This is a genomic window from Mycolicibacter hiberniae (genome assembly GCF_010729485.1).
GTDB classification, from domain to species: domain Bacteria; phylum Actinomycetota; class Actinomycetes; order Mycobacteriales; family Mycobacteriaceae; genus Mycobacterium; species Mycobacterium hiberniae.
Genome location: NZ_AP022609.1, coordinates 3881391 through 3894981 on the forward strand (window position 1 = coordinate 3881391; position 13591 = coordinate 3894981).

Sequence of the window (13591 nt, forward strand, 5' to 3'; positions counted from 1 at the left end):
GTGGCCAACTTCCGAGCGCCCTTACGGCGCAGCGCTGTTGGGCTGAGGAGATGGCGACGCGCGACGACGTTCTGGATGCGATCGAGCGCATCACGGAGGCCGGCCGCGCCGGTGAGGCGACGCGGGTGGCCCAGGCAGCACTGACGCTGCCGTTGCCGCCCGCGGGTTACGACAGTGTCTTGACCCGGCTGCGCGCTGCCTATCCGCTGCTTGACGATCAACAGCGGGGCAGGGCGGCAGAGGCGATAAAGCAGGCGGAATCGGCTCTGGCGAACCAGCTATCGGTTACGGCGGAGTTCGATCGCCAGATGGTCGATGCACTGCTGCAAGCCCGCAAGACCACGCGCGGAAGCCGACGCCGCCTCGATGAACTAGAGGCGGAGATCGCAACCGCTGCCAACGCATGGGACCTGAGCACTGCCACGGGCGCCCGTGAATTTCAGCGGTTCCTGATCACCAGACTGGGGCAGATCCTCAGCGTGGTCGAAGAGGCCGACGAGGACGACGCATCCAAAAGAGCGCTTGCCGCGGCGCTGACGGCGCTGTATTCCTCCACACCGACGGATCGAGGCGACCGGCCCTCCGAACAGTTGCGGGCCAAACCTCCCGACAGTCCGGTTTCGGTGCCGGCGGACACCGGTCCGTGGGCGGCATCGGAGCCGGACACTGACCCCTACCTGGATATGCCGCTGGACGGCGAGTCGCAACCGGACATCCCGGTCGGCCCGTACGGGGTGCCACCGTTGCCGATGTCCCTCCCCGGTCTGGGTGCGGAGGGGCCGGGCATGGGCGCGATGGCGCCGGCGATGCCTCCCGGGATTCCGTGGGCCGGCCTGACCTCCGGTGTTGGCCGCGACGACCTGCCCGAGCAGGCCGCCTATCGGCCCGACGAAATGGATGCGGCCGACGAATCCGAGGCCCCGCCCGATGACGGAGATGAGGAGGCATCCCCGCCGGATCCGGGCGCCCCGGGGCCGGTCACCGTACGGCTGCCCGACGGCCACACCACGACGGTGGACGATCCGCATCTTGCTGCGGCGATGCAGGCGGTCGTCGACGGACAACCTGTGGTTGAGGCGTTCCGGAGCCAGGGAATCCATATCCCGCCTCCCGGGACGCCGGTGGTCGCAGCGGTTGCCGCGGAGAGCCTGAGGCCCGGCGATATCGGCGTGTTCACCGATCGGCATGCGCTTGCGGTCGGTGAGGACAAGGCTCTGCTCGATGGCCAGATCCACCTCGTCAAGAACCTGCAGGGCCCCGGATTTCTGGGCTGGCAGCATCCGCCGCTTTCCGCCCAGGAGGCCGCCCCGGCCGGGGAGCCCGTTCAGACCAGGCCTGCGACCGCTGTGTCGGGCCGCACAAGCTTGAAAATGCCGGCATTAACCGGCATCGTCGATCTGCCAGGGAGGTAGAAGATGGCCGAGAATATCCACGTCAACCAGGACGTGCTGATCAACGCTGCGGGGAATCACCAGGAGGCATCGGACTACCTGGCGACGGTTGCCGCCTCACACGAGCGTATTCAGGCGACCCTGAACTCGCTCGGCCCCATCTACGGAGACTTTCGCGAGGTCGCCGAGTCTCTACTGGAAGCTCGCGCGAACTGCTACGCAGAACAATCGCGCGAACATTCGGCCGTATCAGCCAACCTGCACCGTGCAGTGGCCATGTGGAACGAGCACGAGCACCAGGCCGCGAGCGCCTTTGGGCGCCTCACCGATGGAAGCCGATGACTGAGCCGAACCCGGCATTCGACACGATGCATCCCAGCGGTGATGTGCTGTTTCGGTCCTGCCGCGGCGGTTATCTGCACAGTGTGGTGCTGTCCGAATCCGTGATGGAGGCGGACGCCCGTCGGCTCGCGGAAGCCATTGTGTTGACCGCCGACGTGTCGTTTCTGAAGGCGGCGTTGGAGATCCGGGGCGAAATCGTCGCGACGGGTCACTCGCCGTCAGTTGCGGTTCCCACCAACGATGATCTGCGGGTGGCCACCGAGCGACTCCTGGCCCACAGACTGCACCCTGGCGCTGACCCGGGTCGCTAGACCACCCATTTCCCCGCGGCATCGACGTCGGGCCGGATGTCTTCGGGAAGGTCGACCACCCTGTCCCCGAACAGGTTTCGAGCGCGCTCCAGTAGGGCGAGAAGTTCGCTCAGTTGCGCTGCGCACCCTGCCCCCGAGAACCCGCCATCAGCCACGATCAGCACGCTACCCACTTGCTCAGGGCCTGACAATTCACCGCCTGACCGGGCGTTGGCAGGCCCGCGATCCATGGTTCCGCGGCACGGACGGGGGGAGCGCGAATTCAAGCGAGGGTGCCCAGACCGCAACGGTACGCTTGCGCCGTGGCACTCTTCGGTCGGTGGTCGGCGCGCCAGCGCCTTCGGAGCGCGGCCCGGGACTCGCTGGCGGTCCCGGCGTTCAGCACTCCGGTCGACTGCAGTTCGTGGGTGCTCGGCGGCCTATGGCCAGCCGAATTGGCGACGATCACCCCCGAGACGGCCCCGCTGGCGGACTACCTCCACGCTGATCTACAGCGAATCGCGCAATCGGCCAACGAGAAGCTCTACGCGCTGGGCCGATCAAATCTGGCCGCGTCCGCACGTCAGATCGCCCAGGCTCGGGTCATCAACGTGGCCAGGGCGTTCGCCGTCCTGCGCGTGGAGTCCACGGTGCGCCAACTCCATAAGGAAACATTGGATTTCGGCAGCGACTTCGCCCGTCTCAGCCAGGGCCCGGTTCCTGTCTCGGCCACTCCGGAGGTTCAGGTGGACCCCGGCGCGGCTTTTCCTGTGACGGCACCGCCGGGTGACGCCGGCGAGTCCGCTTGGCTCGGCGCGCAGGATCGTTCGCCGGCGCCACGCGTCTCCGAGGAGATCGTCCTCGCCACCGAGGAGCACCAGCAGCCGGCAGCCCCCGGGCTGCGGGCTGAAGCGGTTGTGGAAATACCGGGGGATCCGACCGTGACGAGTCAGTTCACGCCGTCGGGTCCGCTTGCCATGCACCGTGCGCGGGCGACCCAACTCGACTCCGCCGCACCGCTCTCCACGCCGCTGTTCGCCGAGTCCGACGAGCAGCGGGCGCAGCGCCTCTTAGGGTTCGTCGCACGTCAGGAGCCGGGCTTGCGCTGGGCGGTGGGCGTTCTCGCCGACGGATCGACCCTCCTGGTCACCGATATCGCCCACGGATGGATTCCTCCGGGGGTCGAGCTGCCGGCCGGAGTTCAGCTGCTGGAGCCCGGATGGCGGACCGGAACGCTCACGGAGATGCTGGGTGGCCCGCTGGTGTCGTCGGCTGTCTACAGCCCGGGGAATCGTCTTGGTCGAGCGAGTGATTCAGCGGTGCCGGAAGTATCGGCGGAGCCCCGCAAGCTGGCGCCCATCGAGGATCTCGGATGGCAGCTCAGCGGGGCAACCCATTGGCGCGACGGACTGCCGAGGATGGTGAACACCCTGGCGAAGGCAGGTGCCGCCGGAACCGGCGTAGTCGAAGCTGAAATCGACTTGTTGCGGGTGCATCTCGATACCATGCGTTACCAGCTGCTGGCCAGGTATCCCGACTCTGACACCGCAGCGGTGCTCAACTGCATGCTGCTGGCCGCCACCGAAGGAATCGCGACTGGTGACCTGGTGTCCGCCAACTACCACTTCAGCTGGTTTCGAGCGCTCAGCGTACCGCCCGCCGCCCAGTGGGACGTGTCAACTTAGGCGGCGTCATGAATTGACGCTGCTCGCACCGGATCGACATACTTAGCCAATGTCGGGGGCGGAGAGCCGGGCGGAACTCAGCGACAGGGACCTTGTCGAGTCCGTCCTGCGCGATCTGCGTGCGGCCGCCGAAAAATGGGAAGCCCTCGTTGCCGAGGCCGAGAACACAACGTACAGCGTCGATCTGGGAGACGTTCGAGCCGTTGCCAACTGCGACGGGCGGCTGCTGGAGCTGACGCTGCACCCTTGCGTACTCAGCGATTACACCCACAGCGAGCTGGCGGACCGGCTCAACCTTGTCTTCACCGCGCTGCGGGAGGAGGCAGAGGCGGACTTCGGTGCGCGGTACGGCGCAAGCCTGGAGTGACAGCGGCCTAGCGCTTACCAGTCCAGGGAGGCCATCTCGCGTTTGGTACTGCATACGCAGCGAACGGCTGTGTCGATGTCGTCGGCGGTGATCGTCTTGAGGTCATCGATGGTCACGGGCTGTCCGGCCCGTTTCTGGGCGGCCAGCCGAGTGTCGCGGGCAAGTTCGGCCTCCTCGATCACGTTGCGGGCAAAACGTCCGTTGTGCATGACGTTGATGCCGTGCTCTCCGCGTGGGCTGACATAGCCCCGAACCTTGGCAACCATGTTCAGGAAGCGTTGGCGTGCATCCGGGTTCAGTACAGTTGCCCGACTTGATCCGTAACGCTCACCGATCTCAACGATCTCCTCCGGAGAGTACGCCTCGAACCGGATCTTCCGGTTGAAGCGGCTGGCCAGACCGGGGTTGACGGTCAGGAATTCATCGACTTGGTCCTCGTAGCCGGCGGCGATGAAACAGAAGTCGAAGCGGTGCTTCTCCAGCGCGATCAGCAATTGGTTGACGGCCTCCATGCCGATCATGTCCGGCGTTCCGTCCTGGTGACGCTCCACCAGCGAATAGAACTCGTCCATGAACAGAATTCCGCCCAATGCTCTTTCGATCAGTTCATTGGTCTTCGGGCCGGAGGCACCGATGTGCTCACCGCAGAAGTCGGAACGACGTACTTCGATGATTTCGGGATTGCGGACAATTCCCATACCGGCATAGATCTTGCCCAGTGCCTCGGCGGTAGTCGTTTTGCCCGTTCCCGGTGGACCCACCAGCAGCATGTGATTGGTCTGGCCCTCCACGGGCAGGCCGTGTTCGAGCCGCATGGCGCGGACCTCGAGTTGGTCCTCCAGCGCCCTGACTGCACGTTTGACCTCCGCCAGGCCGACTTGCCTCTCCAACTCGGCGCGGCCCTGTTCCAGCAACTCGGCGCGGCGGTCCTGTGCTTTGGTTTCATCGAGTTCGGCGCGGCTCTTGGCCGAGCCGGCGTCCCACCGGTCGCTTCGACTGTCGATGATCTGTTCGTCGATGACCACGAGACGCAGCTTCGGCTCGGCCAGCGCCGCCTTGGCCGGTTCGGTGAGCACACCGTTGATCGCCGCCTTGGACAACCAGACCTGCGCCTTGTCTTCCTCGCCGAGCTGTCGGTGCACCATGCCGCGCAGGTAGGCGAGGTCCGCGGCCAGCAACGGGATCTCGCTCGGGTTGATCGACGCGGTGAGAACCCCGACTTGAAAGCGCTCGGAAAAGCGGCTCTGCCCGGCGATGTCGACACGGTCCAGCCAATCCAGCGCCACTCGGCCATGGCCCAGATGGGCCGCCGCGTAGCCTGCCAGCGCGCACACCGAGGCCGTCACCGCCGGCATGGTGATCGCCCGCTCGGGGAGCTCCTCTGCGGCGATGGTCAGCACGTCCGGCCATCGCTGGGTGACGAACATCAGATGGGCGCGGCCGAGTTGGCGCCACTGGTAGTTGATCCAGCTGTCCAGGAGGGATTCGTCGGACAGCAACACCTCGGCACTCTCGTACTCCCCGGCCACGGTGAGCGCCGAAGCCAGGGCCAAACCCACGTGCGAGCCATCGGTCACGGTGATGGACAGGTAAGGGCCCAACGGAATCTGGGCGGCCAGGTGCCTTCCGAGGCGGGTGGTCTCCTTGTGCAGCCAGTCCCGGTTGGCATAGAGACGGTGCAGGGTGTCAAGCGCGGTGTCGCCGCAGGCGATACGGCCCAGCCACGCGTCTGCCATGGAGGGATCGGCCTCGGTCGCGGCGATGAAATCGGCTAACGCCTCGGGCGAGCCGTACTCGCCGCCAATGCTCACCATTGCCCGGTCGAAATGCCGACGGGCCGTCAGCAGGTCACTCACTGTCTGTAGTCCTCTGTCGCACGTCCAGGTCCTCCAGCTGACAGCCGATGCGGCGCGTTGTCATCGCAACGACATCGGCGCGAGCGCCTCCGGGCTGCAGTAGCGGTTTTCCGCCCGGAACAACTCCACCGTAGCCAGCCAGGATTTCCCGCCGGCCGCAACTCGAACTGCGTTCCGATCGATCTGCTCGATGCACACCTCGACGGCGTCCGGTGGTGGCGGCGGCGTGCCGGGCGGCGCCACCGTGATCACCGTGGCAGGGCGGGGCGACGGGGCGATCGAGCCGTCTACCACGCTGACGGTGGTCCGCGGAGTCGGCCGTGACTCATCGATCACATTCACCTCGGGCATCCGGACGCTGGCCCAGCGGGCCTTGTCTCGGGTGTGTACGCAGAGCCGTTCCCCGGCACCGGCCGCCCGAATGACGATGCGTTTGGCGATGAGATCCTCAGCCGCGATGAATACCCGGCTCAACTCGCCCGAATCGGTCAACGGCACCATCAACCGGTCGCCGTTGGCCAGCTTGCCGATCAGGACCCCCGACGGACCGATCTCAAGGGGAAGCCTGGCCGGAAGCCGAAGCGATCGCAATCCGCGCAGCGAACGGCGGGGGGCGCACATGTTGGCCGTGACGGCCGCGGCCTGCTCCCCGTTGAGCCGGCGAAGCACCACCGAGGGTGGCGTCGGGGCGGGCTGCGGTGTCCGCAGGGTCACGGTGGCCGTGCACGTTCCGTCGGGGAGCAGGGTGACGTTCTGGATGACGTGATCGACCGGCAGAGTCCAGGCCTGCGCGAGCAGTTGTGCGTTGATCTCGCCGGTGGCGTAGGTGTAGGTAGTCGCCCACCCGCCGTCGGTGCGCAGGGCCTTCCATCGTTGGGCGCCGGCGGTCAGGGAACCACCGGCCAAGCGCCGGTCCAGCTCGACCAGGTCGCTGGCCGTGGCTACCCGCGCCCGCAGTCCGCCGCAGCGCAACCGACCCGCGATCCGTTGCGCGACAGCGACCGCCGCGGCACCGAGCGTGGTTCGCCAACGCAGCGCCGCCGTGTTGTCGATCACCCGCAGTCGCAGTAGCAGCCAGGTCTCGCGTTGCCCGGCGTAGGGCGGGGTGCCGATCTCGGTGTCGTAGACCCGGGGAAAGTCACCGGACGTTGCGCGGCGCGCTCCGATGCTGATCACGCTCATCGAATCCAGGACCAGCCCGAGCGCATGCCGAAGCATCGGCTGCAGATCGGCGATGTCGACGACGTTATCGGTCTCCACGTTCACCGATCCGGTAGCCACCGTGGCTGCGTGCGGCCGACCCAGCAGGTGGATGGCCACGACCGCGACACCGTCCTGAATCCGGACTCCGCCGCCGGCGCGGTTGTTGGCCACGGTGACCGGATCGCTCCAGGCATCCTGCGAGGGCCGGCGCAACCACAGCAGCGCCCACGACCATGCCGGCTGGCCCCACCACGGCACCCACACCACTGCTCCCACGAGCACGAGCGCGGTGACGACACCGATGAGACCCCCCAGCGCCCAGCCCACCAGAGCGCCTAGCGCAACCGCTGTGGCGCACAGGAGTCGCCGGTTACTCGAAGGGTGGAATCCGGTCAGCCGGACCTGGTTCTGACTCATCGGGTGGCCCGGCGGATCCGGGCGGTGATCGCGGCGGCCAGTACAGCCGCGGCGATCACGCCGAGGAAGGCGAGGGCGACGTTGCGAGCCCGATGGTCCGGCGGAGGTGGAGGTGGTGCCGGGGTGAGCACCCGCTGCTGCGACCCCGGTGCCACCGGATCGCCGGCCGGCACGTTGAACGTCAGTGCCGCAACCGGATCGACCAGTCCGTAGCCGACCCGGTTGTCCACCCCGGAGGGAGGATTGTGGGCAGTCTGAACAATCCGGTTGATCACTTGGTTTGCCGTGAGTTGCGGATATTTTGCCCGGACCAGTGCAGCCACCCCGCTGACGTAGGCGGCGGAGAAGCTGGTGCCCCAAAACGGCATGTTCTTGTCGCCGACCCGGGCCGGGGGATAGGCATTGACCGGATTTCCGCCCTGCGGCGACAGGCCCATCACATGGGTGGCGGGCGCCGCCACCCGCACCCATGGGCCCGCCATGCTCTTGTCGATCGGTGCCCCGGTGGAGTCCACACCGCCGACCGACAAGACATAGTCGGAGAACCATGACGGGCTCGATATCACCTTGACCTGGTTCCAGTCCCGCGGGTCGTTGGGGTTCAGCGGGTCGAACATCGGGTTGTCGGCGCACCCGGCCTCGCCGACGTTGCCGGCGGCGGCCACGATCACCGCGTCCTTTACCGTCGCCGCGTACCACAGGGCCGCCCCCAGCGCTTGTTGGTCGACTGCGGCGGCCACTTGCACACAGGAGGTGACCGAGACGTTGATGACCTTGGCGCCCATGTTGGCTGCGTGGACGACGGCCCTGGCCAGCGTTGCCAGGGTTCCGGCCTTCACCCGCTCGTCGTCATAGCCGAATCGTTGGGGGTGGACCGGCTCAAACGCCCGGGACGATTGGCGGATAGAGATGACGGTGGCATGCGGCGCCACCCCCACAACACCGTCGGGAGCGCCCGGCGGAGGTGGCGGGACCGCGGGCTCGTCGTCGCTCTGGGGATCGGCGGGCCCGGCGGCCGGTGCTACGGCGCCCTCGTCAGGCGGGGGTGGCGGGGGAGGAGGGGCCGGCGCCACCTGGGTAATGGTCACCGCGGTGGGAGGCGGAGGCGGTGCCGGTGGGCCCGGAATGTCCGCCGGGGGCAGGGGTTCGCCAATGCTGGGGGGCGGACCGGCCGGCGGGGGGAACGCGGGGACCGCCGGCATGGGGCGGGGCATCGGCAGCGCCCCCAGGGGAGCCGCGGCGATGATCGACGCCGCGATCGTGCCGTGCGCGTCGCAGTCCTGCAGGCCGCCGAGCCCCTCCGCCCCGCCCATGATGTAGTCGCCCCCGGCAATCGCCGGCAAGCGGGTATTCGGTGTGACGCCGGTGTCGATGACGGCAACCGGGACGCCGTTGCCGGTGGAGTATTGCCATGCCGCGGCGATACCCAGCATGTCGAATCCCGGTGCCAGTTGCGCCACGTCGGGATTGCCGACCGTGATCGGGACACTGCAGGAATTCGAGCGCCGCATCGGCTGGTCCGGTCCCGGCGTGCCGTCGGCAGGGACAAGAGCAGGATCGACCGACGGAGGCTCGATCGCCCGGGCTGGAGGTGGGCCGCTCGACGCAAAGACCAGCGCCATCACCGCGGCGACGATGGCCCCGCGAGCGGACAGGCGCCTTAGTTGCGGACCCACACGAAAAGTCCTCCCAGCCATGCGCCCAGTACGCCTACCACGATGAATGCCAGGACTTCCAGCCATTCGACGGCCAGCCGGATCCAGGGCACAAACTTGGTTTCGGGTACCAGCAGACCGGCGGCCAGCCCCAACCCGGCGAAGACGGCGACGGCAGCGGCCGGCCATAGGAAGCCGGCGGCGGAATCGCCAGGGCTCGCCAGGGCGTATTTGACAATTCCGGCGAGTACGGCCGCGCTGGCTCCCCCTACGAGCGCAATCGCTTGGACGCGTGCGGCGAAACCGCGACCCTGAGTGATGAACAGGCCTGCCACCAGGCCGCACAGCGCCACCGCGCCACGCTGCCGCGGGCCGCCTGGGGTGAGCACCATCCAGACCGCTATCGGCAATGCGGTGGCGGCCGCGACACAAATCCCGACCTGCACGGAGTTGATCAATCGCGCGGAGGCCGCGATCGCGGCGCCGCGGGCCGAGATGTCGACCAAGTCGTCCTCGTCGTCCTCTGCATCTTCGGGAGTGACGGGGGAGACCGTGTCGATCGGCATGTTGGCGCGACGGGCGAACAAGTCTCGCCCGGTGATCGAACCGAAGTATGGTGGCCGCACCCGTGCAACCCACAGCGCGATCGTGGGGGCCATCCGCAGCAGGATCAGCAGGCCCAGCAGGAGACAGATGCCGATCACCTGCGGCGACACCGGCTGCCACATCCGGGTTGCCGCCACCGCACCGCCGATTCCCGCAGCGGCGACGACCGCGGTGGCAACCGTGCTCTGCGAACGAAGCAGCACGCTGAGGCCGATCGCGCCGAGGGCCAGCACTGTCAGCCCGATCATCACGTGGGGCGCGCCGAGGGTGCCGGGCGCCGCACAGAACGCTGCGCAAGACAACGCGAGCACCGCCAGCCAACCGAAGCCACTGAACAGGTCGTCGCGCGCGGGCCAGTTGCGCCGGATCACCGTTGCCCCGAGCGCCAATAACCCCCCGAGGCCCACTAGGACGGCGGCGGGAGGCCAACTGTCGCTGAACGTGCGGGCCCGGACCGCCAGGGCCGCAAGTACCACCACCGACAAGGCCGTCAGCCCGATCGCAGTGTGTGCGGCAGTCAACGCGGTGACCGGCGCGAACATCCGGTCCACCTTCACCTTGAGCAGGCGGGTCACCGTCTGCTCGTCGGCCTTGTGGCCGCACTCTTGGCACTGAATCTCCGGCTGGGCTCCCAGTCGGCGCGCCGTTGCGGCCAGGGCGCTCGACAGGGACTCGTACTGCGGCTCGAAGGAGTCGCCGCCCACCACGGGAACCAGGACCAGTGTGTCGCCGTCTTGTACGCCCAGGTCGTCGAGGCTGCGCGCGATGTCCAGCCGGACGCCATTGACCTTGTGCAGTTCGTAACTTCCCGGCGGCAGCGCAACCCCGTCAAAACCGTGGTGCCGCAGATCCTCGTCGAGCAGCTCGACCATTCCCTCGAAGAATTCTTCGACGGGAATCCCGGCCGGGAAGACCTGGGAAACGAGGTGTTTATCGTAGGCGAGGCTCACCGCACAGCGTGCCGGAAATGCGACTTTTGCTGGTGTCGGGGAGGTCACCGCGTTTACCTTTCGGTGTCGGGCACGAACTTGTCGGCCAGACCAGCGGTTATTTCAAATAGCCGCAGTCGGGTCTTCTTCTTCACCTCATTCGGGACATCGATGATTCCGCCCTTTGCCAGATGAGCGTCATAGGGCATGACCTCCACGGTGGCGCCGGTCTTGCTGAACCGCTCCGTCAGATAGGCCACCGCGGCACTGTCGGCTCTCGGGGCGGAGTGGTTGAGGATCACGGTGGAACGCGAAACCAGCTCGTGATAGCCCTGCGAAGCCAAGTAGTCCACCGCCCGCAACACAGGACGGGACTGGTCGGCGGTGACCCCCGAGACGAAGACGAGGGTGTCGGTGTTCTCCAGCACCGGTTTCATGACCGGGTGTTCCAAGTCCGCCGCGGTGTCGACGACGATGACATTGTGGGTGCGTCGTAACCGCGACAACACCCCACTGAACATTGCCGGAACAAGCGGCCTTAACTGATCCGAGGTGCGATTGCCTGCCAGAACGTCGAGGCCAACGGCATTCTGGCCGAGGTGTTCCCGGATATCGGAATACCCTTGCACGTCGGTGTCGCTCAGGACGGCCGAGTAATCACCCGGAGGGTGCTCGTCGATGCGGTCTGACAGTGTCCCGAAGCCTGGGACGGCGTCAATCGCGATGACATTCTCGGGCCGACATTCCCGGAAGACACTGCCGATCGCCGCGGCCATCGTCGTCACGCCGGTGCCGCCCTTCCCGGACACCAACGTGATCACGTACTGCCGCCGGATGTGCCGACGAATTCTATTACGCAGGTCTCGATAATGGCGTTCGCTCGGAGACTCGCCAGGATTAACGGTTTTAGCCGACAGGACATAGACGAGTCTGCGCCAGCCCGAGCCCGGCGGAATCTTGCGTGGCGTGGCCAGGTCGGAAATGCGCATCGAGTCCGATATCGAATCGCGGTAGCTGGGGCCCGGTGCCGGATCCCACCGCACGGATGAGCCTTCGTCCGGCATATTCGGGCTATTCCACGGGCTCGTCACGAGCGTGATATTAACACGATTGCTGAAACTATGATTGCTACGTTTCTGGACCGGAATGCACGGTAAAGGCAAGGCGGTGAATTCACTGTCATACAACCCGCCGGTGTGAATGCCAGTCTGCGCCGGCGGGTAGCCGGGCTATGAGCCGCAGGATCGCGCCGGCCACATCGCTACGGGTGCCGGGCGAGACGATTTGGTACCGGCGACCGCCATTGTCGACATTCTCTACACAGACGCGGCCGGCCGGGGTGTCCGAAATCAGCACCGTGGTGTCCCCCACCGCTACGCGGGCGAGTTCCTCGGCGCCTGCGCCCGGCTGGATCGCGACGATGTTGGCCTGGCCCGACAGCTCCGGGTCGGCGGCCATCGCCACGATCTGCTGCTGATCGATATCGAGCCGGAGCGCGGCCAGGTGCTGACGAAGACTCTCCGGGCTGCGAACTCGTTCGAGCAGTTCGCGCGTGTCCAGGGTGACTGGCCGCAGCGGTGCCGGGTCGGTCACACCGCACAGCCGCTCGATCTGCCCGACGAGGAGGTCGCCGGCAGCCTCCTGGTCGGCGGCACTTCCGGCGGGATAGAGCCGCACCTCCAGACCATGGCGTTCCAGCACCACCCACCAGGAAGCGAATCGGCTGATCGAGACACGGGTCAGGTGTTGGGGGTCGTCGTCGGGCCGACCGGGGAAACTGAGGTTGAGCATCAGCGCGATGTCGCGGCGCATGATCACCGTGAGCCATTCCCGCAGCATCGGGTCGGCTTGGCCCTGTTCGTCGAGAGCGCCGATGGTGCGCAGCTCCTGCGCGATCGGATGCGCAAGAGCACGCTCGGGAGTGTCCAGACGGGGTGACAGTGGCCGCAGGCCCAACTCCGGGCACAACGATTCGATGCCGGTGACGGCCTGTAGCACCCACAGTCCGTCAACAGTCGTTGTCAGCACGGGGCCCTCTCCTCAATCCGTGGTCTGCGGCAGCCGCGCCGACATTGCGAAGTGGGGCATCTGCGCCGTATCGCAGACACCCCACTTCGAGGGGTCAGAAGATGCGGTTGATCGTGTGGTCGGTGTCCACCGCCCCATTCAGCACGGAGCCGATGGTGGAACCGTGGTGACCGATGGTCTCGATCAGGCCCTGCAGACCGGAGAGCATCTGCGCCTGGGCCTCGAAGAATCCGGTCGCGCCATGACCGGCGAAGTACTCGGTCAGCATCTGGGTGAGCTGGTGAGCATCGGCGTGGATCTGATCCAGGGCGCTCGCGTTGCCGATGACGCCGTGCGCGTGGTCGCTTACGGCGCCGGGGTGGTAGGTAATGCCGTCACTTGTGGACATAGGAATGGTGTCCTTTCGAGTACAGGGGTCGTCGGGGGTTAGGCGGACTGGCCGCCGAACAGCGAGTGGAAAGCGTGCTCGGAGTGGGACTCGTGGGATTCCATGAGCGCCGCGGCCTGGTTGAGACCTTCGGTCAGCCGGCTGCCGCCGATGAGGACCTTTTGCATGTCGTCGTGAATCTGTGCGGCGGTGGTTAACGAGGCCTGTGACCCCGCGCCCGCCCACGTCGACGCCCCCAGAATGTTCTCGTGGTCGGCCAGGTACTGGTTGGCGATCGCCTGCGCATGTTCGATGTGCTGCGACAGTTTTGACGCGGTGGTCCGCATCAATTCGGGCGTGACGACAATGGCTGCCATCGATTCCTCCTCGGTTGTAGAACAACCCCCCCGGATTCGGCGGGATCTGGCTGGCGGTAGTCTATTTGCTCCTTTTGT

Annotated in this window: 14 protein-coding genes; 5 read left to right on the forward strand and 9 right to left on the reverse strand. The window is 66.7% G+C overall.

The window, feature by feature from the left end; translation table 11 throughout:
• Positions 1-50: 50 nt before the first annotated feature.
• From G6N14_RS18215 to G6N14_RS18225, 3 genes are read left to right on the forward strand one after another with little or no spacing between them, the layout of a single operon-like run.
• Complete coding sequence (locus G6N14_RS18215) at positions 51-1412, forward strand: DUF4226 domain-containing protein (protein WP_085137920.1); 1362 nt, start codon at positions 51-53, stop codon at positions 1410-1412.
• A 3-nt stretch (positions 1413-1415) separates the two neighbouring features.
• A complete protein-coding gene (locus G6N14_RS18220; protein WP_085137918.1) occupies positions 1416-1733 on the forward strand; it encodes a type VII secretion target in 318 nt (105 codons plus the stop codon).
• Positions 1730-2044, forward strand: a complete 315-nt coding sequence (locus tag G6N14_RS18225) for a DUF2694 family protein (RefSeq protein WP_046315032.1) — start codon at positions 1730-1732, stop codon at positions 2042-2044. The genes G6N14_RS18220 and G6N14_RS18225 overlap by 4 nt, the downstream gene beginning before the upstream one ends.
• Here the strand turns inward: G6N14_RS18225 and G6N14_RS18230 are convergent.
• Positions 2041-2199, reverse strand: a complete 159-nt coding sequence (locus G6N14_RS18230; protein WP_163786993.1) for a hypothetical protein — start codon at positions 2197-2199, stop codon at positions 2041-2043. The genes G6N14_RS18225 and G6N14_RS18230 overlap by 4 nt on opposite strands.
• Positions 2200-2346: 147 nt before the next feature.
• On the opposite strand from G6N14_RS18230, the gene G6N14_RS18235 reads away from it, so the two are divergent.
• Together G6N14_RS18235 and G6N14_RS18240 are read left to right on the forward strand one after the other, a co-directional pair.
• A complete protein-coding gene (locus G6N14_RS18235) occupies positions 2347-3708 on the forward strand; it encodes a DUF5631 domain-containing protein (protein ID WP_085137916.1) in 1362 nt (453 codons plus the stop codon).
• Between the two features lie 49 nt (positions 3709-3757).
• Entirely contained in the window at positions 3758-4075 is a 318-nt protein-coding gene (locus G6N14_RS18240) for a DUF2710 family protein (RefSeq protein WP_085137914.1), read from the forward strand.
• Positions 4076-4089: 14 nt separating this feature from the next.
• Here G6N14_RS18240 and eccA read toward each other — a convergent pair whose 3' ends face one another.
• The 8 genes from eccA to G6N14_RS18280 all read right to left on the reverse strand — a co-directional run bounded on the left by eccA (position 4090) and on the right by G6N14_RS18280 (position 13513).
• Positions 4090-5889 (reverse strand): type VII secretion AAA-ATPase EccA, encoded by a 1800-nt coding sequence (gene eccA / locus G6N14_RS18245; RefSeq protein WP_085137912.1) that lies wholly within the window; start codon positions 5887-5889, stop codon positions 4090-4092.
• Between the two features lie 102 nt (positions 5890-5991).
• Positions 5992-7551, reverse strand: coding sequence for a type VII secretion protein EccE (gene eccE / locus G6N14_RS18250; protein WP_085137909.1), 1560 nt, complete (start codon positions 7549-7551; stop codon positions 5992-5994).
• The gene (gene mycP, locus G6N14_RS18255) at positions 7548-9227 is read right to left on the reverse strand and encodes a type VII secretion-associated serine protease mycosin (protein ID WP_407663145.1); all 1680 of its coding nucleotides are present in this window, start codon (positions 9225-9227) and stop codon (positions 7548-7550) included. The genes eccE and mycP overlap by 4 nt, the downstream gene beginning before the upstream one ends.
• The gene (gene eccD / locus G6N14_RS18260) at positions 9212-10810 is read right to left on the reverse strand and encodes a type VII secretion integral membrane protein EccD (protein WP_085134380.1); all 1599 of its coding nucleotides are present in this window, start codon (positions 10808-10810) and stop codon (positions 9212-9214) included. Before eccD ends, mycP begins: the two co-directional genes overlap by 16 nt.
• Positions 10811-10815: 5 nt before the next feature.
• Positions 10816-11832: a MinD/ParA family ATP-binding protein gene (locus G6N14_RS18265; RefSeq protein WP_109559705.1), complete on the reverse strand. Its 1017-nt coding sequence runs from the start codon at positions 11830-11832 to the stop codon at positions 10816-10818.
• A gap of 88 nt (positions 11833-11920) precedes the next feature.
• A complete protein-coding gene (locus G6N14_RS18270; RefSeq protein ID WP_085134382.1) occupies positions 11921-12769 on the reverse strand; it encodes an ESX secretion-associated protein EspG in 849 nt (282 codons plus the stop codon).
• Positions 12770-12863: 94 nt separating this feature from the next.
• A complete protein-coding gene (locus tag G6N14_RS18275; protein WP_085134383.1) occupies positions 12864-13157 on the reverse strand; it encodes a WXG100 family type VII secretion target in 294 nt (97 codons plus the stop codon).
• A gap of 38 nt (positions 13158-13195) precedes the next feature.
• On the reverse strand, positions 13196-13513 hold the full coding sequence (locus G6N14_RS18280) for a WXG100 family type VII secretion target (RefSeq protein WP_085134384.1): 318 nt from the start codon (positions 13511-13513) through the stop codon (positions 13196-13198).
• Positions 13514-13591: the final 78 nt, after the last annotated feature.

Bases quoted from the DNA above. Each gene is read 5' to 3' on its own strand.
- G6N14_RS18215 (WP_085137920.1), top strand. From the start codon at position 51: ATGGCGACGCGCGACGACGTTCTGGATGCGATCGAGCGCATCACGGAG.
- G6N14_RS18220 (WP_085137918.1), top strand. From the start codon at position 1,416: ATGGCCGAGAATATCCACGTCAACCAGGACGTGCTGATCAACGCTGCG.
- G6N14_RS18225 (WP_046315032.1), top strand. From the start codon at position 1,730: ATGACTGAGCCGAACCCGGCATTCGACACGATGCATCCCAGCGGTGAT.
- G6N14_RS18240 (WP_085137914.1), top strand. From the start codon at position 3,758: ATGTCGGGGGCGGAGAGCCGGGCGGAACTCAGCGACAGGGACCTTGTC.
- eccA (WP_085137912.1), bottom strand. From the start codon at position 5,889: ATGGTGAGCATTGGCGGCGAGTACGGCTCGCCCGAGGCGTTAGCCGAT.
- eccE (WP_085137909.1), bottom strand. From the start codon at position 7,551: ATGAGTCAGAACCAGGTCCGGCTGACCGGATTCCACCCTTCGAGTAAC.
- G6N14_RS18275 (WP_085134383.1), bottom strand. From the start codon at position 13,157: ATGTCCACAAGTGACGGCATTACCTACCACCCCGGCGCCGTAAGCGAC.
- G6N14_RS18280 (WP_085134384.1), bottom strand. From the start codon at position 13,513: ATGGCAGCCATTGTCGTCACGCCCGAATTGATGCGGACCACCGCGTCA.